Here is a 23,180-nt window from a genome sequence, read left to right on the forward strand (position 1 = left end):
GCCATACGGATGAAATTTATAGATTAACTTTGTAAAAATAAAAACATTTGCAATATATGATTCCGTCAATTTTAATAGTTGAAGACGACCTCACTTTTTCTACCATGCTAAAGACATGGCTGGGCAAGAAAGGCTTTGATGTGGAAACAGCCGGCACATGTGCCAAGGCCCGTAAACTTATATCATCAAAGGATTTCAGTCTGATATTGTCAGACCTGAGACTTCCCGACCAGGATGGCTTGCAGCTTCTCACATGGATGAGAGAACTTGAAATATACACTCCATTCATAATGATGACAAGCTACGGAGAGATTCAGAATGCAGTGACTGCCATGAAGCTTGGAGCAACAGATTATATCAAGAAACCGGTACAGCCGGACGAACTGCTAAAAAAGATAAATGAGGCTCTGGAATCATCATCCCCTGCCGGGAAAGTGCAAAAGCAGGCTCCGGTCAAGAAAACATCCGAAGAAAAATACAGCAACAACTTCCTGGAAGGAGAAAGTGAAGCAGCCAGACAACTATACAGTTATGTCAATTTAGTAGCGCCCACACAGATGTCAGTCCTGATAAACGGTGCAAGCGGAACAGGGAAAGAATATGTGGCTCACAGAATACATCAACTGAGCAAACGATGCGACAAGCCATTCATAGCCATCGACTGCGGTTCTATTCCTAAAGACCTTGCAGCTTCGGAATTTTTCGGACACGTGAAAGGTTCATTTACCGGTGCGCTTACAGATAAAACTGGAGCTTTTGAAGAAGCAAACGGCGGTACACTGTTCCTTGATGAAATAGGAAACCTGAGCTATGAAGTGCAGGTACAGTTACTCCGTGCCCTTCAGGAAAGAAGAATTAGAAAAATCGGTTCCACAAAAGAGATACAAGTAGACGTACGACTGATATGTGCTACAAACGAAAATCTCAAGGAAGGTATAGCAAAAGGAACATTCAGAGAAGATTTGTATCACAGAATAAACGAATTTACCCTACGGATGCCTTCACTGAAAGAAAGACCGGAAGATATTCTTCTGTTTGCCAACTTCTTTTTAGACCAGGCCAATAAGGAACTTGACAAAGACCTGATAGGTTTCGATGCCAAAGCAAGTAAAATACTTCAGGAATACCAATGGCCCGGCAACCTCAGACAACTAAAGAACATTGTAAAAAGAGCTACTCTTTTGGCAAGAGGAGAATTCATCACCCCACTGGAACTTGGCGAAGAACTTAACGAAAAGCAGTCTGACAATCAGAATCAGGTCATTATAGGTTCTTCACTAAACAAGGAAGAAACAGAAAAACAGCTTATAATAAACGCACTGAAACAGACCGGAAACAACAAATCGAAAGCCGCAACACTGCTCGGTATAGACAGAAAGACGCTTTACAACAAGCTGAAACATTACGACATTCCACAATAAAGTGTGGAAATTTTCCACACCGTCCACACAATATTCCACAGTCAGAAACAAACCTGACTGTGGAATATTTTTTATAACCATCTGAGCCATAACGGAATAAGCACTATCCATTATTTATGGCACGGCCTTTGCAAATATAAATAACGAATAAGATTTACAATTAGATAAAACTAAGCTAAACACACAAAACCCAACCCCATAGAATTAAATTTTCTGAGATTGTATCTCACAAACATATAAAGACTACAATCTTATGATAATGAAGATGCCTATGTGTTAAAAACGAAAAGAGCACGCTGTGAAGCATGCTCTTTTATTTTTTTCATATTCCGAATCCATCCCACAAGTTTCCGGACGGCAATTCAGCTGTTACATCTATAATCTCTTTTGATACCGGATGAACAAACTTCACCCTGCGCGAATGCAGACAAATACTTCCATCCGGATTCGAGCGCTGGAATCCGTATTTCAAATCACCCTTAATGGGACATCCCATCTTCGACAACTGGCAGCGTATCTGATGATGACGACCTGTGTGAAGATTTACCTCCAGAAGAAAATAATTCTGCGAATGGCCTATCAGCCTGTAATCCAAAACAGCCTTTTTTGAGCCTTTCACCTCCTTATCATAGGCATACGACTTATTCTGCTTTTCATTCTTAACCATATAATGCACAAGAGTACCTTCTTCTGTCGGTGGAGTATTTTTCACAACAGCCCAATAAGTTTTCTCCACCTCACCGTTTCTGAACATATCGTTCAAGCGACTCAAAGCCTTACTGGTTTTGGCAAACACCACCAGTCCACTTACAGGTCTGTCCAATCTGTGAGTAACACCGACAAAGACATTTCCCGGCTTGTTATACTTCTCTTTCAAGTACTGTTTTACAGTTTCAGAAAGCGGTGTATCCCCGGTCTTATCGCCCTGAACAATTTCCGAGGCAGTCTTATTGACTATTATTATATGATTGTCTTCGTAAACTACAGTCATAGAAATGTATTTATAAAAAATCAGGCACAGATTTCATTATACAACGAAGTCTGTGCCCGAACTGTATCGTATATGAAAATTACATATTCATACCACCGTCTACCTGAATAACCTGTCCAGAAACGTATGCAGACAAGTCAGAAGCAAGATACAATGCAGTATTAGCAACATCCTCAGTAGTACCGCCACGACGCAAAGGAATACGTTTGTTCCATTCAGCCTTAACTTCGTCAGAGAGCTGAGCAGTCATTTCAGTAATGATGAAACCTGGAGCAATTGCATTGGCACGGATACCGCGAGAACCAAGTTCCTGAGCAATAGACTTAGCCAAACCAATCATACCTGCCTTAGAAGCAGAGTAGTTGCACTGACCAGCATTTCCGTGTACACCTACTACAGAGGCCATGTTGATGATGTTACCACTCTTCTGACGCATCATGATTGGAGTACAAGCATGGATAAAGTTGAATGCAGACTTCAAGTTTACAGCGATAACAGCATCCCACTGAGCTTCGCTCATACGCATCATCAGTCCGTCCTTAGTAATACCGGCATTGTTTACAAGGATATCGATAGAACCAAATTCTTCCTTAATCTGTTCTACCACCTTTGCAGTATCTTCAAAGTTTGCAGCATTCGAAGCATAGCCTTTAACCTTCACTCCAAAAGCAGCAATTTCTTTTTCTGTGTTCAAACCATTCTCATCGATTACCAGGTCAGTAAACGCAATGTTTGCTCCTTCAGCAGCAAACTTCAATGCTATAGCCTTACCGATACCACGAGCAGCACCAGTAACGATAGCAGTTTTTCCAGTTAATAATCCCATAATTATTTTAGTTTTAAATATTACTGTCATTTATCATTCTTCTACCTTGCAGCCAAGCGCTCCGTAGACAATTTTCTTCACATAACGCCACGATGTCTCATCATCAAGTTCTTCGGCTATCTGCCCTCTGATAAAAGGAACTTCTATACCCTTTATGCAGAAATGCAGGATTGAAGCCGTTATATCCACGTCATCTATGTCGAACACTCCGAAATCTTTTCCTTCCTGAAGAATCTTTCTGAAAAGAGCGACCTCTTTCATATCAAAATCCTTTCTCTCCGCTTCTACCTTCCATATATCGCGAAAGAAATCGGCTCTCAACGTTCCGTTTCTGTAAACGATAGTCTTCGTGGTTTCCAGATGTGTGAATATCAGTTCCAGTATCTTTTTGTCGGGCGAAATATCCTTCTGAGCCACTTTGTGGAGTGTTTCGTACAACATTTCTATTTCAGCCTCAACCACAGCCATATATATTTCTTCCTTACTCTTGAAATAAGTATAAAGCGTCCTACGACCCTTCTTGGAAGCAATAGCTATATCATTCATAGTAGTATCCTCAACCCCTTTCTTGGCAAAAAGCTGTCGGGCTACATCCACTAATTTGGCTCTGGTCTTTAATACTGTCATACTATCTTCAATCTATTGCACACCATCTGTACCTGTGTGCAAAAATACATCTTTAAATCATATAATACAAAATATATGGTAAATTTTGTAGATTAATGTGCAATATGCAATTTATTCTACCTTCCATTCATCTATAGTCCCCGTTTCGGACGAGAATACAGCACCTATCTTATACAGTTTACGGCTGCCAGACTCATATTCACGGGCATACCCCTTCTCCTCTATCTGACGCAGAGCCTCATCTGCCGTTCCGTCGAGCTTGAATTCGAAGATATAGACATAATCCGGAGTTTCCACGATGCAGTCTACACGACCATTACTTTGGACTTTCTCCGTATAGACTGTATAGACACTTATAAGGCGCAATATCAGATAAAAAGTATAGTGGAAATACCTTTCCTTCTCACGTTCGTTCTCCTTGCGTCGCATAGTATATGGTATGCTTGCAAGGAAGGAAGTCATACCTGTGCGGAAATCATCAAGCTCGCCTTTTTTAAGTTGTGATGCTGTTTTCCGTATCCATGATGCAGTTTCAACCCTATCTCCAAAATAAGAAGAAGCTACTATAGTAAGGAATCCGCGCTTGACCTCGTTGTTTGGAAAATCAAGCAAAAACGTTCCATCTTCCATGTCGAACTCTTTTATCGTCAGATATCCGCTTTGATATATCATAGGCAATGGCTGCTCGACATTGGCCTTGTAATCTATAAATTCCTCCGGAGAATAAAACTTACCGGTTATCTCGTTCAGATTCTCATTCGAGTGCGACAACAGGCGTACAAGATACGTCGGAGTACCACTCTTGAACCAATAATCGTAAATCCTGCCGGAATCAAAAGCATTGAGCAGACTGAATGGATTATACACATCAGTCATTCTGTCGCTGAAATGATAACCGTCATACTGCGATTTCAGTTTATTCATCATTTCATCATACGAACAACTGTATTCATCAGCCATCAGCTCAATAGGTTCCCTGAAATAGCCCTCCAATTCTTCCTGAGAGATACCGCAAAGAGTCTCATATTTGGCATGCATGCTTATATCCTTTGGCTGGTTGAAGCCGCTGAACACACTTACCTGCGAGAACTTCGTCACTCCCGTCAGAAAGACAAACTGAAGATATTCATCAGCACCCTTGAAAGTGGAATAAAACCCTTTCAGAATGTTGCGGTGTTCCTCCTCCAAATCCTTGTCATAATCCAATACATCGAGGATTGGCTTGTCGTACTCGTCAACCAACACCACTGCACGGAGACCGCTTCTCTCACGGGCAGCTTCCAGCAGACCGATAAATCTCAATCCGGTGGGAAGACTTTTGTCGCTATCAATCCCCATTTCGCGCTCCCATGAAGAAACATAACCGTCAATCCAACTCTGCAAAACGCCTTTTTGAGTAAAATCCCCACCATTGAAATCGATATGAAACACAGGATATACTTTCCAGTCCTTCTCCAAAGCATCAATTTTCAATCCCTTGAACAATTCCTTCCTGCCGAGGAAATAGTTCTTAAGAGTAGACACAAGAAGACTCTTGCCGAAACGGCGGGGACGGCTGAGGAAATATATAGAACCGTCCTTCGCTAAGCTGTAAATCATATCTGTCTTATCGACATATACAAAACCGTCCTCTATTATACGGTCAAAACTCTGTATTCCTATAGGATATTTCATGATGGAGAATTAAAAATTAGTGGACTATATTGTCACTTACAAAGATAGTGCAAACAGAGTGAAATACAAAGCGAAAACAGAGTTTTCAGAGTTTTAAATAAAACGCCTCGTCATTTTAACCCAAACGACGAAGCGTTTAAGTCAAAACGACGAGGCGTTTTAAAACAAGTATTTTTATCGGTTATTTTATCAGAACTTTTATCTGCGTTTTTTAAAGAAATCTTTCATAAACTGTCCGCACTCATAGGCCATAACGCCGGACTGTACAACTGTCTTTGGATGAAGAGCATCGGGAGCATATTTCATGAAACCGCGTTTCTCGTCGGAAGTTCCATAAACCAAGCGTCCGAGCTGCGACCATGCTATGGCTCCGGCACACATCACACATGGTTCCACTGTGACATAAAGTGTACAGTCATTAAGATACTTCGCTCCCAAAGCATTCTCGGCAGCCGTGATGGCCTGCATCTCGGCATGGGCTGTAACGTCGTTGAGAGTTTCCGTAAGGTTATGCGAACGGGCTATTATCCTGTCGCGACAAACTACTACTGCCCCAACAGGAACCTCTCCCCTCTCTGCTGCACGTTCCGCCTCGGCAAGTGCCTGCTTCATATAGAATTTATCGTCTGCCATAACCTATCTGCGCATTTCGTGTTCATTGAAAAGAGTGGGATAATCATCGTCAAGTTGCTGATGGATATGTGTCAATACGGTCTCGCGAAGCCATCGCGCCTTGTTTGTAATCTTGTATTTTTCAAGATAACGTTCTACAATGCGGATTTCTTCGTCGCTCATCAGACATACCATGCGCTGCTTGCGCGGTGGAACGGATGACGGAACTCTCTTTCTTGTTTTACCTTTTGCTACCATTCGAAGTGCAAAATTAATCTACTTCCGGTTAATTAAGAAAAAATAAATGAGTATTTTTGCAAAAAATGACAAAATGGCTCAACATAATACTTTAGGCAAAACGGGAGAAGACATGGCTTGCCGGTTTCTTCAGGATAAGGGATATGATATTTTAGAAAGAAACTGGACATGGAGAAAGCTGGAACTGGACATTATAGCCAGGAAAGACGACTGTCTTATTATTGCCGAAATAAGGACGCGAAGTACCAATATGTACGGAGAACCTGAGGACACCGTATCCGAAAAGAAGATAAGAAGGATAATAAATGCAGCCGATGTATATATAAAAAAGAATATGATTGACCTGAATGTAAGGTTCGACATAATATCTGTCACAGGCCATGATGGTGACTTCAGAATAAAACATATTGAAGATGCATTTATATCACCGGTGTGGTGAAGTTTATAATAAAAAAAAGAAACAATGAATTACCCTAAACCTATATATATACCACAGACTATATCAACCAATGTCAGCCTTGCAGAGATTTGCTCTAAAGGTATTACTGAAAATCTGACATCGGTATATTCGTCCTTCCAGACTGACGGCAGAGGGCAGCGCGGAAACAAATGGGAATCGGAAGACGGAAAGAATCTTCTGTTCAGCTTCGTGGTATTCCCGAAAGAGCTACCTGCCAGAGAACACTTCATACTGCTGCAAATTACGGCTCTTGCACTGTTCGACACTCTGTCGGAGTACACAGACGGAATCAGAATAAAATGGCCCAACGACATCTACTGGACGGACAAGAAGATTTGCGGAACGCTGATAGAGAACGATTTGAGCGGCATGAACATAGAGCGTTCCATCTCCGGAACAGGGGTAAACCTGAATCAGAAAGTATTCAGGAGCAACGCTCCAAACCCTGTTTCACTGTCACAGATTACGGGGCAGGAATACGATGCGGAAACCATTCTGCACAAGATAATGGAACATGCAAGCTGCTACTACCGTATGTATGAGAATGGTGACAGCGAGAGTATCAGAAGAAAGTATTTTGACGCTATATACAGAAAAGAGGGATTCCACAGATACAGAGATGAAAACGGAGAGTTCGAAGCCACGATAGAGGATATAGAAAAAGACGGTCGTTTTATACTGAAGGACAGGGAAGGAAACGTGAGGAAATATCTGTTCAAGGAGGTGGAATATATTATATAATACACTCAAACATGAATCAGACTAACAGGGAAATACTGCAGATAGCCATACCATCAATAATATCGAACATCACTGTGCCGCTATTAGGACTGGTGGATGTCACCATAACCGGACATTTGGGAAATGTGGCATATATCGGTGCCATAGCCGTGGGAGGAATGCTGTTCAATATGATTTACTGGATTTTCGGTTTCCTGAGAATGGGAACCGGAGGTATGACCTCGCAGGCATACGGCAGAGGAAGCGACAATGAATGCAGAAACATTCTGATACGCTCTATGAGCATAAGCGTACTGTTGGCAGCCGTGCTTATAGTATTACAGTCGCTGATTGTCAGTGTGGCTTTTCTATTTATCGACACAAGCGAAGAGGTAAAGAAGTACGCATCGGAATATTTCCATATCTGCATATGGGGTGCTCCGGCTGTCTTGGGACTGTACAGTTTCACAGGCTGGTTCTTAGGTATGCAGAATTCCAGATACCCGATGTTCATAGCCATAACACAGAACGTAATAAACATCGCTGCAAGCCTTTTCTTTGTCAAGGGAATGGGAATGAAGATAGATGGTGTGGCATACGGTACTCTGATTGCACAATATGCCGGATTTCTGATGGCTATACTTTTGGGACTAAAATACACCAAGAAATATAACTGGGATATATCTGCCGGACATATCTTCAGCAGGAACAGTATGTCGGTGTTCTTCAGGGTTAACAGGGATATTTTCTTCAGGACTTTGTGTATAGTGGCGGTTACTGTATTCTTCACTTCATCTGGGGCAGCATACGGCGATACTACACTGGCCGTAAACACTCTGCTTATGCAGCTGTTCACCATATTCTCGTACATAATGGACGGATTCGCTTATGCCGGAGAAGCTTTGGTGGGCAAACACGTGGGAAGCCGGAACAACGTGCTTCTGCGCCGGACTGTAAGGCATCTGCTCTACTGGGGAACAGGGGTAGCCGTATTTTTCACCTTATTATATAGTGCAGGGGGAAAGGATTTCCTGCAACTGCTCACTGACGACACGGATGTGATAAGGAATTCATCTGAATATTACTACTGGGTGCTTGCAATACCTTTTGCCGGATTTCTGGCTTTCATACTCGATGGAATATGTATCGGAGCCACGGCTACCGGCATTATGCTGCGCTCGATATTCGTGGCTTCGATTGCGTTTTTCTTTACATATTATATATCGGACAGTGCCATGGGGAATCATTCGCTATGGATGGCATTCATCATATATCTGTTCGTAAGGGGAAGCGTACAGGCCGCACTCACCTACCGGCTTATTCAGTCTGACTTTCGGGCCAGTTGACAAGATATAGCTTCTCGCTTGCTCTGGTAAGTGCGGTGTACAGCCAGCGGTAGTAATCGGGAGTAAAGGTATCTTCGGTGATATATCCCTGGTCGATAAAGATTCTTTTCCACTGTCCGCCCTGTGCCTTATGGCATGTCACTGCATAAGCATATTTCACCTGGAGGGCATTGTAGAAGCTGTCTTCCTTGAGTTTCTTCATGCGTTCACGCTTGTTGGTTATGTCCGAATAGTCTTCCATTACGGCATTGAACAGGCGGTCGCTGTCTTCTCTCGAGAGTGAAGGATAATCGGAATGGAGGGTGTCGAGCAATATCCTCAGCTCAAACTCTATATCGTTGTGGTCGGGAAAAGACAGTATTACATCAGCAAACCTGAATCCGTACATTTCCTGGGTCCTGCGTACACGGCGTACCACTGCAATATCTCCGTTGGCTATGAAGTCCATTTCCTTGCAGTCAGCCGTCCAATGGTAATTGTTCTTGGCTATCATCAGTATATCGCCCGTATTAAGTTCATCTTCCCGATAAAGGATTGTATTTCTTATACCTTTATTATATAGGTAGGCTCTCTTATTGGAGCGGCATATTATCATAGTTTCATCCATACCTACTTCATTGTAGGATGAATTTATAGCCTCAATCAGTTCACTGCCGGGCACGGAAGATATGTCTTCATAACCTTTCAGAGATAAAAGAGGAAGGTCGTAAATGTCATCGGCAGCCATCCGGTCGCGAAGCATAGTAGCATTAGTGAGTATTCCGTTTCTGCCGGAATAACGGATAACTTCCGTTAGGATACATTCAGTGACATCAAGTCCGTAGCCGCGCAGGACTTCGGCGCACAAGGCAGGGCTCTCGTCTTCGCCTACAGGCGGCAACTGTGCATCGTCGCCTATTATCAGAAGGCGGCATCCCTGGCCTGCATATACATACTCTATCAGGTCGTCAAGAAGCCTTCCGCTTCCGAAAGCAGCACCGGAAATACCGTCATTCGAAATCATAGAGGCTTCGTCTACTATAAATAATGTGTTTTTATGAAGATTATCGTTCAGGGAAAAATTGTCGAGCTCGTTCGAAAAAGATTTCTGACGGTAAATTTTCTTATGTATGGTGTAAGCCGGAAAGCCGGAATAATGCGAAAAGACTTTTGCCGCCCTACCTGTGGAAGCCATAAGCACATATCCGGCACGCATCTCTGACAAGGTTTTCACTACTGCCCCTATCAAAGTGGTTTTACCCGTTCCGGCATATCCTTTTAGTAATAACAAAGTATCATTTTTCGGCTCAGACAAGAAATCTGCTATACATTTCATAGCTTTTTCTTGCTCTTCTGTTGGTTGGTAACAAAAATTTCGCTTAATTTGTTGCGTTAAATAGTTATTTAACATAAAAGTAGATAAAAAGATTGAGTAATATTTACGTTGTTCAAGTTATTTATTCTATTTTTGCGCTACGAATATAAACTAAAAAAATAATATTATCATGAAAACAGTTATTAATCTTGTTTTAGCAGCCTGCGTTGTAGGTTTGATTTACATCTGCTATGGCAGTGTTATGGGTCCAATTAACTTTGACAAAGAAAGAGATTTAAGAGAAAAAGCAATCATTGCCCGTCTTATCGACATCCGTAAGGCACAGCAGGAATACCGTGGTATGCACCAGGGAGCTTACACTGCAGATTTCGATTCATTGATTGACTTCGTTAAAACTGCAAAACTTCCATTCATCCTTAAGGTTGGTGCTTTGACAGATGCTCAGCTTGAAGCAGGTATGACTGAAAAGAAAGCTATGGCTATCATCAACAAGGCTAAAAAAACAGGTAACTATAAAGAAGTTGAAAAAGAAGGATTACAGGACTTCCGTCGTGACACAATGTGGGTAGCTGTACTTGACACTATCTTCGAAAAGAGATTCAACCCTGATTCACTTTGCTACGTTCCTTACGGTAACGGTGCTAAATTCGAAATGGCAGTCCGCAAAGACACTATGAAATCAGGTGCTCCTCTTAACTTGTTCCAGGCACAGGTTGCATATGATGTATATCTGAAAGGTATCAACAATCAGGAACTTGCTAACCTGAAAGATATGCAGTCTAAACTTGGTAAGTACTGCGGTTTGAGAGTAGGTGATATCGAACAGCCAAACAACAATGCCGGTAACTGGGAATAATAAATCCTCATGACCAATAAGTTAGATTTTAATAAAACAGAACAATATTCATTATCCATCCGTCTGAGTACGGATGGATTTTCTTTTTCTATCTATGACCCAACAACAGGGAATGACGTGTATTTCCGCACTTTCCCTATAAATACGCAACGCTCGATGGCCGCAAACGTAAAGTCTTTCCTTGCCGCCACAGAAGAGCTTAAGCAGAAGTACAGACAAATCAACATCCTCGTTCATTCCCCACGCTATACCATAGTCCCATTGGATATATTTGAAGATGAATCCATGGACTATATCTTTTATCAGAACGTCAGGGAACGAAGGAACGAAATCGTGTTATGCAATGTATTGAGCAACAGCAGTTCTGTTATAATCTTTTCATTGGACAAGCTCACACACGTGTTCCTGTCCGAGCAGTTTCCGGGTGCAAGATTCTTTTCGTCGGTAAGTCCGCAGATAGAACATCTCACAATAAAGAGCAAAACGGGAAGTGAAAAGAAGCTATATACGAACATTAACCGTGGCTCTATCGACATCATAGGGTTTGATAAAGGTAAACTTCAGATTGTAAACACTTATTCATCACCTTCATCGAATGATATAAATTATTTCATTCTCAATATATGGCAACAGCTTGGATTTGACCAGGAAAAGGACGAGCTTTACATAACGGGGCTTGATGAAATAAGAAAAGAGATTATGCCATATCTGAAAAAGTACATAAAAAACCTGTACGGCATCAATCCACTCAGTGAGCTTAAGGATTCGGAAACAAAAGAAACTGACAACATACCATTTGACATTCAATCATTAATTTTATGCGAGTAATTAGCGGAATATACAAAAGAAGAAGATTTGACGTACCACACACTTTCAAAGCACGTCCTACAACAGACTTTGCCAAAGAAAATCTGTTCAACGTACTGAACAATTATATTGATTTTGAAGATGGTGTTACTGCGTTGGATTTGTTTGCAGGGACAGGAAGCATAAGTATAGAATTGGTTTCAAGAGGTTGTGACAAGGTGATTTCTGTAGAAAAAGACCCGCAGCACTTCTCTTTCATAAACAAAATAATGAAAGAGGTAAAGACTGACAAATGTTTTGTTCTGAAAGGTGATGTGTTCAAGTACATAGAAAGATGTAACGAGAAATTTGATTTCATATTTGCCGACCCACCATATGCATTGGAAAGACTTTCAGAAATCCCTGATATGATATTTAAATTTGGCTTGCTGAAAGAGGACGGACTGTTTGTTCTTGAGCATGGAAAAGACTTGAGCTTTGAGTCGCATCCAAACTTTATAGAACACAGATACTATGGCAGCGTGAACTTCTCCTTCTTCAGGAAAGATACCAAAGAAGAAGAAGACGTACTTACTACAGCAGAGGAGAAAACAAACGAATAACAGATTCGGCTATCTTACTGCTGACTGAACGTGAGTTCCATATTTTAGGTGTCAGCAACAAACAAGACTTTATATCTTTCAAAAATATTTCCTTTATGGCCAATGCCGTTTCTTTATCATAGAAGAAAGCATTGGCCTCAAAATTATGTTCAAAGCTCCTGAAATCCATATTGGTAGAACCTACTGTGGATATTACATCATCCGATACCATAAGTTTGGAATGCAGGAATCCTTTTTTGTACATATATACCTTTACTCCTGCCTCAAGCATTTCGTCGATATATGACATAGTGCCTTTATGTATTATCCACGAATCGCCACGCTTCGGTATCATTATTCTGACATCGACTCCTGCGAGGGCCGCTGTCTGTAAAGCTGTAAGAACAGGCTCTGTGGGCAACAGATATGGTGTCTGAATATAAACATAGCTCTTTGCACTGTTTATGGCCATTACATAGCCCTGCATGATGTCACGCCATCTGCCAACAGGGTCTGAAGTAACAATCTGGGCTATAGAGCTGCAGGAAGCGACTTTGGAACCAATAAAATCTGATTTCTCTGTTTCAATATACTTCGGGAAATATTCCGGAGAGGTAATCAATGAGCGTTCCACAGCAAACCAGTCAATCAGAAATGCTGTCTGCAATCCATATACGGCCTTACCGGATATCTTGGCATGAGTGTCACGCCAAATACCCCAATCAAAGCCATAGACATATCGGCTGGCTATATTCATACCACCTATATAACCTATCTTTCCGTCAATGACTACAATCTTCCTGTGATTTCTATAGTTTACCTTCGACGTAAAAACCGGAAACCTTACTTTAAGGAAACCCTGGACTTCTATACCTTCGCAAAGCATATATTCATAGAATTCCTTGTCTACTTTCCAGCAGCCTACATCGTCATACAGGACTCTTACCTTAACCCCTTCTTTGGCCTTATCGACAAGAACATCTCTAAGCAAACGGCCTACAGGGTCATCCTCAAAGATGTAAAACTCGATGTGCACATGATGCTTTGCTGATTGGATTGATTTTATCAAGGAGAGAAGCATTGATTTTGCGTCCGTAAACAATTCCACACTGTTTCCTTCAAAAGGGAGAGCGCCGTTTACATTTCTGAACAGTGACATTATCACGGATTTGCCTGAGTCTATATTCAGCGATTCCTGCAACTGATATTCAGCCATAGGGCGCTTAATAAGACGTGAATATCCTTTTCTGCTTATAAGTCTTTCATGTCTGTTGCTTCTGCCAAGGAAAAAATACAGAATCAGTCCCACACCTGGCAAAAAAAGAAGGAGCAGTATCCATGCCATAGTCTTGACCGGATTTCTATTGTCAAGGACAACAAATACCACTGTAGAGAATATCAGCAGCCCGTAAGTGAAATAAAAGAAAGTAAAAAATATATCATTCATAATCATATTACATTCAGGTCAAAAACAAATATACGTTTTTTTATTTTATTATGGGCCTGATTTCAGTATATTGTAATAAAAAAACTGCATACATCAGATAAATGACATATGCAGTCTGTATTGTATGACTATGTTATCTTCTGTGGCCAAATCCAGGGCCGTGTCCCGGAGGACCAAATCCAGGACCTCCCATAGGACGTCCTCCCTGCTTTCCTCCGAAAAGATTAAGACGATAAATAAAATGCACCATACAATAGCTGTAGATGGCATTATATTCCGAATCGGAACGCATAGCAGCTGATATCACACGGCTGATGTTGCTCTGATTCTGAAGGATATCATAGAACTGGATGCTGACTGTTGCAGCATTTCCTTTCAGGAAGTTCTGTGATATCTGGGCATTCCATAACAGTTCGTCACGGTTCATAGACTCATCGGTGTAGCCTCGTCTTGAATTCTGCGAAAGGTCTGTAGAAATCGACATATTCCACGGCAGATTGATATTCGTACTTGCGCCATATGAGAACTGATAAGTGTCCATATTGCTTGACGCCTGGTAGCTGTTTCTGGAATGCATGTAATTTATAGAACCGTTCAAAGAAACTTCCCACCAGTCGGACCTGTAAGTACCTCTGAGTCTTTCACCCAAATTCAACTGTTTGGTAACATTCTTGTCCGAATTTGTAGTTATTTCTTTACTGCTGATATAGCTTACCATATTGCTGTATCTGGTAGTAGTAAATGTATTTATGGTGTATTTCTTGTTCTTAAGAGCTATATTTCCACCCACCATTCCAAATATATTCCAGTTGCCGTTTATATTCTCAGGCCTTGTAATGTATCCACCGGTAGTTTCGTTATAGGTTTTTCTGTTGCTAATACTGTTCAGAGTATTATTATATGATATATAGCTCATACATCCTCTCTGAGTATCAACATTAAATGTATTATAGTGCACACGCAATGTATTGGTAAAAGCCGGCTTCAGATTAGGATTACCCTGCTTTATGTTAAGCGGGTCTGTATTATCCTCGATAGGCAGCAAAACGGTCATACCTGGTTGAGAGCTTCGTCCGCGATAATCGATTCTCAACTGGCTTGTTTTGGAGAATTTATATCTGAAGTCCAATGTAGGAGTAAAATTAAAGACCTTACGCACACTTACTGTATCCAAATCGCCTTTCTTATAATCAAGTTCTGTATGCTGAGGCTGTAAAGAAACTCCCAAATTAAATTGAGACTTTTCTGTAATCCATCTGTACGACAAGTCTACCTGATGGTTATAATAATCATATACTGCACTCTTACTCAAGTCATTATTATATACACCGTCAGTATTTCCGGCAAGTCCCTGCGGTACAGTCCATCCGTTTGGCATATCGTATGTGGAATTGTCAGACTGATTTCTCTTATACTGGAAATTATAGCTGAACTGCAAGAACATATTTTTCCTTATAGGCTCGCTGTAAGATAGTCTCGCACTGTAATTGTAACTCTTTGTCGGAGTAGTGATATAACGGTTCAGAATCTCCAACTGTTCTTCCGGTGATTTCTGGAAGTAATTGGTTTCGGATGTAGAGAACTGTTCAGATTTACTATCTGTATAATTGTAATATCCACGAAGAGTAATATTTCTGCCGGTCTTACCCAAACGCTTGTTATACATCAAAGAGGCTCCGTGAGTGAAAGAATTGGAACGCGAAAGACTGTTTCTGATGATTGTATTTATTATATTCTCTTCAGGAACAAGTTCTGTAAGTTTGTCCTGTTCATCAGCGTCTATAAGTTCGTCTGTAGAATACACAGGATCCTGATTAAAGGTATAAGTGTTCGATTTTGTTCCATTATCAGTGTCTCCGTACTGGATTCTCGGAAGGAAAAGTACCATTGTAGTAATATCAGGATTCCATTCAATTCTGAAGTCAGCAGTAAGATTCAGATTTCTGTTGTCCTGCATATTCTTTGCATTTGTAAACGAACTCGAAGTACTGGATACGAAAGTTTCGGATGCAGTCTTGCTTCTGATGTCAGAATTCTTCAGATTGAAATTTACACTACCGTTATTCTTCCACTTCTCAGTTTCAGTAGCGAAGTTGAATCCGGCCATGTGTATAGTGTTAAGACCATTCTGGCGTCTCCAACCGCCTCCACCTCCCCCACCGGGAAATCCATTGTCGTTGACATTATTGGACGAAGCGATTAGCGTAAACTGTTTACCATCATAAAAATGATTGGCAAGCACTTTTGCACTATATCTGTCGTGTGTACCTCCTGCCACATCGGCATTACCGAACCATCCTTTATTCATACCGGGTTTTACACTCAGGTCGAGCACCGTTTCCTCTTCACCATCCTGTATTCCTGTAGCTTTGGCCATGTCCGACTGTTTATCGTACGCACGCAATTTGTCAATTATATTAACCGGAAGATTTTTCAGAGCAATATTAGGATCATCGGCAAAGAATTCCTTACCGTCTATCATGATTTTTGTAATCTCCTTACCGTTAATGGTTATCTTTCCATCATCATCAATTTCCGCGCCAGGCAGTTTCTTTACAAGTTCTTCGAGAGCCGAACCCTCAGGAACGCGATATGCCGATGAATTATAGACCAATGTATCTGCCACAGCTGTAACCTCAGGTGCCTGAGCTACAATTACAGCTCCTTCAAGCATAATCGCATCAGAGGACAGTTCTATACTGCCCACTCCCAACTTAGGTTTCTGTCTTGTCAGTTCAATATCCTTATAAACAGGCTTATAACCGACGAAAGAGACTTTAAGCAAATACTTGCCGAACTTGGCACTTAGCGAAAACTTTCCATCTAAATCTGTGATATTTCCTGTAATCATGGTACTGTCTTTAGGCGACAATACTTGAACTGTAGCCTGCATGACCGGCATTTTGTCATCCGCATCTACTACCGTCCCCGAAACAGTTCCCTTAGAAGTTCTTCCCTGAGAGAAGATTAACAAAGGAGTAAATACTCCTATCAAAAAACACAAAACCCTAATTTTCATAGTCAAAAAACTATCATTCCATACTTTAATAAATCAATTTCAATATGCATATGATAGTAATATCAAGCAAAAGTTTAAAAGTGATTCGTTTTTTTAGCTTTTTCTATTAAATCTTTTCTCTATTTTAAGTTTTTGCTGCAAAAATTCAAAGCATATAACATTCATTACCATATAGAAAATACCGATAGAATTATCAGCGCGTTGATAATTCAATTCTACTGCTGCAATGGCAAGGGCTACGAGATAATATATCCCCAATACTATCAGAGCAAACTTCATGGCTTTGACACGAAGAGAGGATGTCACTTCATCTTCATCATCCGCCTTTGCAAAAAATATAAAGAACAGAGAAATCCATATAACAGATTTAGAACCAAGTTTAACTAAAATAAGACTTGAATCTGTCTGTACCATACCGAACATATACATCAGCATAGGAACAAAAACGGATAGCACCAAAAGAGCATATCCAAGAATACGGAAAGAAGTTGGAAAAAGACCTTTCATATTTTATTTATCATTTAGTTTAAATTTCAAGATACAAAATTAATTATTTGTAAGCGTAAAGAAGTATCTTTCTAACTTTTTTTCTACTTTTGCCAACAAAACAGTACAAATATGAGTAAACAGGAAGTTATAATCTGCAATAATTTATGTAATGACCTCGAAAAGGTTATATCATCTCACAAGTATGATAAGTTATTCATACTTACCGACAATAATACATACAGGAATTGTCTGCCTGTAATAGAAAATATCAGTGCTATTAAAAATGCCACCCATATAACTATAGGTGTAGAAGATATAAACAAAACTCTTGAGACACTGTCTTCAGTATGGCTCAAACTGAGCAACAGCGGTGCTACAAGACACTCTTTAATGATTAATCTAGGTGGAGGAATGGTTACCGACCTCGGAGGATTTGCGGCTGCAACTTTTAAAAGAGGTATTCCTTTCATTAACATCCCAACTACACTGCTCTCTATGGTTGATGCAGCTGTAGGAGGAAAAACAGGCATCAACTTCAACGGACTGAAAAATGAGATAGGAGCATTTGCCCCTGCATCAGAAGTTATTATAGACAGCGAGTTCCTTAAAACACTTGACAATGAAAATATTATGTCAGGATATGCAGAAATGCTTAAACACGGACTTATCAGCAATCAAGAAAACTGGAAGGAACTCATAAAATTCGATTTTTGCAATGATATAAATTACGATTTGCTTCAGCAGATGATAGCAAAATCAGTAGCCATAAAAGAGAAAGTGGTAGAACAGGACCCTTGCGAGAAAGGCATCAGGAAATCTTTAAATCTCGGACACACCATAGGTCATGCACTCGAAAGTTTCTCATTGCAGAGTGAACATCCTTCCTTGCACGGATATGCAGTAGCATGGGGATTGGTAAGTGAACTATACCTTTCACACATCAAATCCGGATTTCCTAAAGACATACTGTGGAAAACCACAACCTTCATTAAGGGACATTACGGAAAGCTTCATTTCTCATGCAAAGATTATGAAAAGCTTTATGAATTCATGACACACGATAAAAAGAATGAATCGTCAGACTCTATAAATTTCACTTTACTGGGCAATATTGGAGAAATAAATATAAACCAGACTGTTTCTAAAGAAGAAATTTTCGAAAGTCTCGACTTTTATTGTGAAACAATGGGATAACCATTTTCTATTATCAGACGCAAACAAACAAGGGCTTTAATTATTTGGTAATTATAAAAAAAGCACTACCTTTGCATTTGCATTCGGGATGTAGCTCAGCCCGGTTAGAGTACGCGTCTGGGGGGCGCGTGGTCGCAAGTTCGAATCTTGTCATCCCGACAGCTGATTATCAAGGAGTTAAGTCAAAAGCTTAGCTTCTTATTTTTTTATTCCTACAACAAATCTCCCACTCCAAAAGCATTTTCTTCTTCTCTATTCCCCAGTAATATCCTCCAATTCCGCCATCGGAACGCAATACCCTATGACACGGAATAATCAAAGCTACCGGATTTCTGCCTATTGCTGTTCCGACAGCACGCAATGCACGCGGATTATTTATAGCCATTGCCACCTCACTATAAGTAGAAGTTTCTCCAAGCGGAATTTCAAGTAAGGCTCTCCAAACATTTATCTGAAAATCCGTACCATACAGATGTAAGACAATTTCATCTGAAAACAGATGTCCATCTTCACAGAGAAAACGTAAGACTAAATCATGGAATTCTGTACGGCACATCTGTTGAAAGGATTTTGCAAACCTCTTGCAAAGCAGTTGCAAAGCCTCATTCCGGTCATCGGCAAACTCTATGCAGCAAATACCACGTGATGTTGATGCCACCAGAAGTTCTCCTACCGGAGTATTGTAAAATCCATAATCAATATTCAGACTCCGGTATTCACCTTCCGTCATTCTCTCTATTCTGAACCTCATTTCTTAACTTTGATTTATATTACATCACAAAATAAATGAAATTCACTACATAAAGCAAACGGAGTTTCAAAACTTTATTATCTTCGCAAGCAAAACAAAAACAAGAATCATGAAACCGCAGGAATGGTATAACACAAATTTATCGGACACAAATCTGAATCTGAACAAGGTAAACAAAACCATATTATACATAAGTATTATAAGGATACTTCTCTTCGTAGGCTGTATATCTACAGTCATCGCTTTATGGAGTTACAGTGCGCAGACTATCATAATCGGGGTTTGCTGTACTCTTATTCCTTTTCTTATAATGATAAAGGTGCACAACAGTTTCTTCATGCGCAAACAATGGCTTGAAGTAAAGGCCGATATCCTGAAAAAGGAACTGAAAGGACTGGATAATGACTACTCTGTTTTTGACGATGGAAAAGAGTTTTCCAATCCAAAACATCTATATTCATTCGACCTCGACATATTTGGTCGCAAATCGCTATTTCAAGCCATAAACCGTACTTGTACACACATCGGAAAAAAGACTTTGGCAGACTGGATGAATAATCATCTACGCACAAAGAAAGATATAGAGAACAGACAGAATTGCATAAAAGATCTTTCTACAAGAAATGATTTCAGACTGAAATTTGCCATTACAGGACTGATAAACAGAAGTGCAGACAGTGATGACAACGACATACAAAAATGGGCCGCAACAGAAAGTTCTTTCACTAAATCCACTTGGGCAAGAATTCTGCTATGGCTGATACCATCCGTAAACATAATACTATTGGTATGCGGACTGGCCAATATAATATCCATGTCATGGTTCGGGCTGGTTTTCTCCGTATTCGTGATACTCAGTTTCAGTGTTATAAAACGTGCGACAGCACTTCAGGAGGAGTATGGCAAAAAGCTTAAAACACTAAGCACATACGCCCGTCTGATAACATTGGCACAAAATGAAGAATGGAATGCAGAGGGTATAAAAGATCTTGTAAAACGACTGGAGATAGACGGGAAATCACCTGCCGATGCGCTGAATGCACTTACAAAGGAACTGGACAGACTTGACTTGCGAAACAATCAGATTCTATACGTTATATTAGAAGGAAGTATGTTCTTCCAATTACGCCAGATGATACGCATTGAGGCATGGAAGGACAGATATGGGAAATATCTATCCGGTTGGCTGGAAGCTGTTGGAGAAATAGACGCTCTTTGTTCATTGGGTACATTCGCATACAATCATCCGGATTATCAGTTCGCAGAAATTACAGATACTCCTTTCTGTTATGATGCAGAAAAACTCGGACATCCGCTAATGCCTAAAGAACAATGTGTAAAGAATAATGCTCTGATTCCATCAAGACCATATTTTCTGATTATTACCGGAGCAAATATGGCCGGAAAGAGTACATATCTAAGAACAATAGGCGTAAACTATCTGCTGGCATGTATAGGTGCTCCATCATGCTGCAAAAGAATGAAAATCCATCCTGCACAGCTGATAACAAGTCTGCGCACATCAGACTCACTGAGCGACAATGAATCTTATTTTTTTGCCGAACTAAAACGTCTGAAAAGAATTATAGATATGCTTAATAATGGAGAGGAGCTGTTTATCATCCTCGACGAGATACTTAAAGGAACAAATTCTACGGACAAGCAGAAAGGCTCATTCAGCCTTATACGCCAGTTCATGACTCTAAAGACAAACGGTATAATAGCCACTCACGACCTGCTGCTTGGTGAACTGGTGAAATACTTCCCTGACCAGATAAGGAATTACTGCTTTGAAGCTGACATAAAAAACAATGAGCTATACTTCAGTTACAAAATGCGTGAAGGTATAGCCCAAAATATGAATGCGTACTTCCTGATGAAGAAGATGGGTATTGTAATAGAAGATAATTAACTATTCTACAAAGAATTTGCAAAGTTGACAGATGTTTTTTATTTTTGTCTTTATATTAAAATATAATACATATATGGAAAGAGAAGTTAGGAACCTATCTTATAGATGTTTCAAAATATGTGTTGACAGGTATAGTAATAGCATCTTTATTTAAAGATTTGGGCGAAAGCAAACTATTAATATATGTCTTAGGTTTATTAGTAGCTTGCTCCACACTCTTAGCCGGTTTAGTATTAAGTAATAAAAAGGAAGAAAAATAATGGAAGCAGTATTTGTTTTATCAGCCATAGGACTACCTTGTGTAATATTCCTGATATGGTGTCTTACACCTCCGGGAAAGAAATGGTTAAAATCAAACCATATGATTTAAACATTATATTGCGCAATCATTCAGACTGCGCAAGTACCCTTACCACCATAATCACAACTAACATCGCCCTGATATTCCGGATGACGCTGTAACCATACTACGGCATATGCACATGTAGCTATCGGTTTCAGACATTTGCAGCGTGCATAATCGTATGCCGCCTTTACAAGTGCTGATGCTATTCCGCGTCCGCCTATTTCTTCCGGCACTATGGTGTGTCGGATATCAAGACCACCATCTTCAGTCAGCTGATAAGCTACGTGAGCGGTATAACCGTCCACTTCTACCTTAAACTGTTTCTTTGCTTCGTCGTGTACAATTTCCATAAGCTATAAATTTTAGTCAGATTAACCTTGTGAGGCAATTCTCCACATAACGCTCAGGCAGAAGTTCCTGCTCGAACCTGAGACCGGCCTCTTTCACAAAGTTATAAATTTCATTTTCATCTCCCAACAGTTCAAGCGTTTTTTTAATCCTGCTGTCTGTTCCCTTAACACATACAGGATGAACAGACAGAGCTTCCCTATCCATCATAATACTGACAGTGTGAGGAAAATGTTTTCTTACGTTTGCCATAATCTCATACCCCTGTGCATCAATGTCTCCCCAGTAATAAAGATTGACATCATTGAGCCATGCCACATCCTTCAGTACTGTTGCCTGATATCCGCATCCCCATACTACAAGCGTATCTTTCATTTCCTGGATAAGCTCAATCACCTTTGTCATGTTATGCTTGTTCTCCACAATTATTACATTCCTTACCGGAATATTGAAACGTGCAAACTCACACACAAACACTTTATTATAAGTAAAACCTGACATATACCTCATACACAGTTCACTGTCTGTTATGCGGAAAGCAACTTCCGGGTCACCTTCCTTCAGATTAAAACGGCCGAAAAATGTCTTGGCTTCAGTATTCACATCATCTCCCACTATCACGTCAAGCAAAGGACGTAAAATATCCTTACTTCCCTCCACAAACTTGGTATGCACACCTATATTCAGTTCTCTGACAAACTTATCTGGTTTTGGATTCAAACGAAAGAAACGGCAAACCTTCATTATCTGCGCCCATTCGTCAAGATATTTTACCGCCAAGGAATGATGTTTCACCAATGTTTCTCTAAGCTCAGGAAACTCCTGAACAGTAATTTCCATAACTTTACGGAACGTATCTGTGTGTTCATCCATTCCGATAAACTTAAGGAAATCAGACTCAGTAACGAAAAATACTTTGAGAGGGACACTTTGCTTTCCGAAAAGCTTCGTGTTTCGCTCTACTTCTTTATAATCATATCCGTAACCTTTATTCTTTTTAGAAGCTAAAAACAAACTTGTCATTCCTTTTTCAAGTTCTTTCAATGATACAAAATCAATCGACTTGTCACATCTTATCACAAGTGGGAGAAACTCCTCTTCCTTAGAGATAAACTCATATTTCAGAAAGGAAGAATATTTGGCCAGTGCTTTCTTTCTAATTTCTTCAGGAGTTACCATA

General features: G+C 40.3%; 23 protein-coding genes and 1 tRNA gene. 11 read left to right on the top strand and 13 right to left on the bottom strand.

Annotated features, from left to right (window positions below):
* Positions 1 to 56: 56 nt before the first annotated feature.
* Positions 57 to 1,421, top strand: coding sequence for a sigma-54 dependent transcriptional regulator (locus tag QZ379_RS05485; protein ID WP_291560106.1), 1,365 nt, complete (start codon positions 57 to 59; stop codon positions 1,419 to 1,421).
* Between the two features lie 322 nt (positions 1,422 to 1,743).
* Here the strand turns inward: QZ379_RS05485 and QZ379_RS05490 are convergent, their stop codons facing one another.
* The 6 genes from QZ379_RS05490 to QZ379_RS05515 all read right to left on the bottom strand — a co-directional run bounded on the left by QZ379_RS05490 (position 1,744) and on the right by QZ379_RS05515 (position 6,409).
* The gene (locus QZ379_RS05490; protein WP_291560115.1) at positions 1,744 to 2,412 is read right to left on the bottom strand and encodes an RluA family pseudouridine synthase; all 669 of its coding nucleotides are present in this window, start codon (positions 2,410 to 2,412) and stop codon (positions 1,744 to 1,746) included.
* A 79-nt stretch (positions 2,413 to 2,491) separates the two neighbouring features.
* A complete protein-coding gene (gene fabG / locus QZ379_RS05495) occupies positions 2,492 to 3,238 on the bottom strand; it encodes a 3-oxoacyl-[acyl-carrier-protein] reductase (protein WP_291560129.1) in 747 nt (248 codons plus the stop codon).
* Positions 3,239 to 3,271: 33 nt separating this feature from the next.
* A complete protein-coding gene (locus QZ379_RS05500; protein ID WP_291560135.1) occupies positions 3,272 to 3,865 on the bottom strand; it encodes a TetR/AcrR family transcriptional regulator in 594 nt (197 codons plus the stop codon).
* Positions 3,866 to 3,976: 111 nt separating this feature from the next.
* The gene (locus QZ379_RS05505; RefSeq protein ID WP_291560146.1) at positions 3,977 to 5,539 is read right to left on the bottom strand and encodes an ATP-binding protein; all 1,563 of its coding nucleotides are present in this window, start codon (positions 5,537 to 5,539) and stop codon (positions 3,977 to 3,979) included.
* Positions 5,540 to 5,737: 198 nt separating this feature from the next.
* Complete coding sequence (locus QZ379_RS05510; RefSeq protein ID WP_291560150.1) at positions 5,738 to 6,172, bottom strand: nucleoside deaminase; 435 nt, start codon at positions 6,170 to 6,172, stop codon at positions 5,738 to 5,740.
* 3 nt (positions 6,173 to 6,175) lie between these two features.
* A complete protein-coding gene (locus QZ379_RS05515) occupies positions 6,176 to 6,409 on the bottom strand; it encodes a hypothetical protein (RefSeq protein WP_291560154.1) in 234 nt (77 codons plus the stop codon).
* Positions 6,410 to 6,482: 73 nt separating this feature from the next.
* On the opposite strand from QZ379_RS05515, the gene QZ379_RS05520 reads away from it, so the two are divergent.
* The 3 genes from QZ379_RS05520 to QZ379_RS05530 are packed head-to-tail and all read left to right on the top strand — an operon-like array spanning position 6,483 to position 8,935.
* Entirely contained in the window at positions 6,483 to 6,848 is a 366-nt protein-coding gene (locus QZ379_RS05520; protein ID WP_291560158.1) for a YraN family protein, read from the top strand.
* Positions 6,849 to 6,872: 24 nt separating this feature from the next.
* Complete coding sequence (locus tag QZ379_RS05525; protein ID WP_291560169.1) at positions 6,873 to 7,610, top strand: biotin--[acetyl-CoA-carboxylase] ligase; 738 nt, start codon at positions 6,873 to 6,875, stop codon at positions 7,608 to 7,610.
* Between the two features lie 11 nt (positions 7,611 to 7,621).
* Positions 7,622 to 8,935, top strand: coding sequence for an MATE family efflux transporter (locus QZ379_RS05530; RefSeq protein ID WP_291560175.1), 1,314 nt, complete (start codon positions 7,622 to 7,624; stop codon positions 8,933 to 8,935).
* Here the strand turns inward: QZ379_RS05530 and QZ379_RS05535 are convergent.
* Positions 8,907 to 10,325: an AAA family ATPase gene (locus tag QZ379_RS05535; RefSeq protein WP_291560179.1), complete on the bottom strand. Its 1,419-nt coding sequence runs from the start codon at positions 10,323 to 10,325 to the stop codon at positions 8,907 to 8,909. The genes QZ379_RS05530 and QZ379_RS05535 overlap by 29 nt on opposite strands.
* 94 nt (positions 10,326 to 10,419) lie before the next feature.
* Here QZ379_RS05535 and QZ379_RS05540 point away from each other — a divergent pair, with 94 nt between their 5' ends.
* Genes QZ379_RS05540 through QZ379_RS05550 form a run of 3 tightly spaced genes read left to right on the top strand, consistent with a single transcriptional unit; the run spans position 10,420 to position 12,515 of the window.
* A complete protein-coding gene (locus QZ379_RS05540; protein WP_291560187.1) occupies positions 10,420 to 11,106 on the top strand; it encodes a hypothetical protein in 687 nt (228 codons plus the stop codon).
* 9 nt (positions 11,107 to 11,115) lie between these two features.
* Entirely contained in the window at positions 11,116 to 11,934 is an 819-nt protein-coding gene (locus tag QZ379_RS05545) for a DUF3822 family protein (protein ID WP_291560194.1), read from the top strand.
* Positions 11,925 to 12,515, top strand: a complete 591-nt coding sequence (locus QZ379_RS05550; protein ID WP_291560204.1) for an RsmD family RNA methyltransferase — start codon at positions 11,925 to 11,927, stop codon at positions 12,513 to 12,515. Before QZ379_RS05545 ends, QZ379_RS05550 begins: the two co-directional genes overlap by 10 nt.
* On the opposite strand, the gene cls is transcribed toward QZ379_RS05550, so the two are convergent.
* From cls to QZ379_RS05565, 3 genes are all read right to left on the bottom strand, one after another.
* Positions 12,487 to 13,941, bottom strand: coding sequence for a cardiolipin synthase (cls, locus tag QZ379_RS05555; protein ID WP_291560210.1), 1,455 nt, complete (start codon positions 13,939 to 13,941; stop codon positions 12,487 to 12,489). The genes QZ379_RS05550 and cls overlap by 29 nt on opposite strands.
* A 133-nt stretch (positions 13,942 to 14,074) precedes the next feature.
* Positions 14,075 to 16,960, bottom strand: coding sequence for a TonB-dependent receptor (locus tag QZ379_RS05560; RefSeq protein ID WP_291560220.1), 2,886 nt, complete (start codon positions 16,958 to 16,960; stop codon positions 14,075 to 14,077).
* 93 nt (positions 16,961 to 17,053) lie between these two features.
* Positions 17,054 to 17,467: a hypothetical protein gene (locus QZ379_RS05565; RefSeq protein WP_291560224.1), complete on the bottom strand. Its 414-nt coding sequence runs from the start codon at positions 17,465 to 17,467 to the stop codon at positions 17,054 to 17,056.
* A 111-nt stretch (positions 17,468 to 17,578) separates the two neighbouring features.
* On the opposite strand from QZ379_RS05565, the gene aroB reads away from it, so the two are divergent.
* Both aroB and QZ379_RS05575 read left to right on the top strand, forming a co-directional pair.
* Entirely contained in the window at positions 17,579 to 18,643 is a 1,065-nt protein-coding gene (gene aroB, locus QZ379_RS05570) for a 3-dehydroquinate synthase (RefSeq protein ID WP_291560229.1), read from the top strand.
* Between the two features lie 84 nt (positions 18,644 to 18,727).
* A tRNA-Pro gene (locus QZ379_RS05575) sits at positions 18,728 to 18,802 on the top strand.
* A gap of 31 nt (positions 18,803 to 18,833) precedes the next feature.
* Here the strand turns inward: QZ379_RS05575 and QZ379_RS05580 are convergent.
* Positions 18,834 to 19,394 carry a methylated-DNA--[protein]-cysteine S-methyltransferase gene (locus QZ379_RS05580; protein WP_291560235.1) on the bottom strand — a complete coding sequence of 187 codons (561 nt, stop codon included), beginning with the start codon at positions 19,392 to 19,394 and terminating at the stop codon, positions 18,834 to 18,836.
* 109 nt (positions 19,395 to 19,503) lie between these two features.
* On the opposite strand from QZ379_RS05580, the gene QZ379_RS05585 reads away from it, so the two are divergent.
* The gene (locus QZ379_RS05585) at positions 19,504 to 21,306 is read left to right on the top strand and encodes a MutS family DNA mismatch repair protein (RefSeq protein WP_291560246.1); all 1,803 of its coding nucleotides are present in this window, start codon (positions 19,504 to 19,506) and stop codon (positions 21,304 to 21,306) included.
* A 71-nt stretch (positions 21,307 to 21,377) separates the two neighbouring features.
* Positions 21,378 to 21,566 (top strand): DUF6722 family protein, encoded by a 189-nt coding sequence (locus tag QZ379_RS12745; RefSeq protein ID WP_366933571.1) that lies wholly within the window; start codon positions 21,378 to 21,380, stop codon positions 21,564 to 21,566.
* A 130-nt stretch (positions 21,567 to 21,696) separates the two neighbouring features.
* Here QZ379_RS12745 and QZ379_RS05590 read toward each other — a convergent pair whose 3' ends face one another.
* Positions 21,697 to 22,002 carry a GNAT family N-acetyltransferase gene (locus QZ379_RS05590; RefSeq protein ID WP_291560256.1) on the bottom strand — a complete coding sequence of 102 codons (306 nt, stop codon included), beginning with the start codon at positions 22,000 to 22,002 and terminating at the stop codon, positions 21,697 to 21,699.
* Positions 22,003 to 22,018: 16 nt separating this feature from the next.
* Positions 22,019 to 23,179, bottom strand: coding sequence for a Wadjet anti-phage system protein JetD domain-containing protein (locus tag QZ379_RS05595; protein ID WP_291560263.1), 1,161 nt, complete (start codon positions 23,177 to 23,179; stop codon positions 22,019 to 22,021).
* Position 23,180: the final 1 nt, after the last annotated feature.

It is taken from the genome of Bacteroides sp. (genome assembly GCF_019417265.1).
Lineage (GTDB): Bacteria > Bacteroidota > Bacteroidia > Bacteroidales > Bacteroidaceae > Phocaeicola.

Bases quoted from the DNA above. Each gene is read 5' to 3' on its own strand.
- QZ379_RS05485 (WP_291560106.1), top strand. From the start codon at position 57: ATGATTCCGTCAATTTTAATAGTTGAAGACGACCTCACTTTTTCTACC.
- QZ379_RS05490 (WP_291560115.1), bottom strand. From the start codon at position 2,412: ATGACTGTAGTTTACGAAGACAATCATATAATAATAGTCAATAAGACT.
- fabG (WP_291560129.1), bottom strand. From the start codon at position 3,238: ATGGGATTATTAACTGGAAAAACTGCTATCGTTACTGGTGCTGCTCGT.
- QZ379_RS05500 (WP_291560135.1), bottom strand. From the start codon at position 3,865: ATGACAGTATTAAAGACCAGAGCCAAATTAGTGGATGTAGCCCGACAG.
- QZ379_RS05505 (WP_291560146.1), bottom strand. From the start codon at position 5,539: ATGAAATATCCTATAGGAATACAGAGTTTTGACCGTATAATAGAGGAC.
- QZ379_RS05510 (WP_291560150.1), bottom strand. From the start codon at position 6,172: ATGGCAGACGATAAATTCTATATGAAGCAGGCACTTGCCGAGGCGGAA.
- QZ379_RS05515 (WP_291560154.1), bottom strand. From the start codon at position 6,409: ATGGTAGCAAAAGGTAAAACAAGAAAGAGAGTTCCGTCATCCGTTCCA.
- QZ379_RS05520 (WP_291560158.1), top strand. From the start codon at position 6,483: ATGGCTCAACATAATACTTTAGGCAAAACGGGAGAAGACATGGCTTGC.
- QZ379_RS05525 (WP_291560169.1), top strand. From the start codon at position 6,873: ATGAATTACCCTAAACCTATATATATACCACAGACTATATCAACCAAT.
- QZ379_RS05530 (WP_291560175.1), top strand. From the start codon at position 7,622: ATGAATCAGACTAACAGGGAAATACTGCAGATAGCCATACCATCAATA.
- QZ379_RS05535 (WP_291560179.1), bottom strand. From the start codon at position 10,325: ATGTTAAATAACTATTTAACGCAACAAATTAAGCGAAATTTTTGTTAC.
- QZ379_RS05540 (WP_291560187.1), top strand. From the start codon at position 10,420: ATGAAAACAGTTATTAATCTTGTTTTAGCAGCCTGCGTTGTAGGTTTG.
- QZ379_RS05545 (WP_291560194.1), top strand. From the start codon at position 11,116: ATGACCAATAAGTTAGATTTTAATAAAACAGAACAATATTCATTATCC.
- QZ379_RS05550 (WP_291560204.1), top strand. From the start codon at position 11,925: ATGCGAGTAATTAGCGGAATATACAAAAGAAGAAGATTTGACGTACCA.
- cls (WP_291560210.1), bottom strand. From the start codon at position 13,941: ATGAATGATATATTTTTTACTTTCTTTTATTTCACTTACGGGCTGCTG.
- QZ379_RS05560 (WP_291560220.1), bottom strand. From the start codon at position 16,960: ATGAAAATTAGGGTTTTGTGTTTTTTGATAGGAGTATTTACTCCTTTG.
- QZ379_RS05565 (WP_291560224.1), bottom strand. From the start codon at position 17,467: ATGAAAGGTCTTTTTCCAACTTCTTTCCGTATTCTTGGATATGCTCTT.
- aroB (WP_291560229.1), top strand. From the start codon at position 17,579: ATGAGTAAACAGGAAGTTATAATCTGCAATAATTTATGTAATGACCTC.
- QZ379_RS05580 (WP_291560235.1), bottom strand. From the start codon at position 19,394: ATGAGGTTCAGAATAGAGAGAATGACGGAAGGTGAATACCGGAGTCTG.
- QZ379_RS05585 (WP_291560246.1), top strand. From the start codon at position 19,504: ATGAAACCGCAGGAATGGTATAACACAAATTTATCGGACACAAATCTG.
- QZ379_RS05590 (WP_291560256.1), bottom strand. From the start codon at position 22,002: ATGGAAATTGTACACGACGAAGCAAAGAAACAGTTTAAGGTAGAAGTG.
- QZ379_RS05595 (WP_291560263.1), bottom strand. From the start codon at position 23,179: ATGGTAACTCCTGAAGAAATTAGAAAGAAAGCACTGGCCAAATATTCT.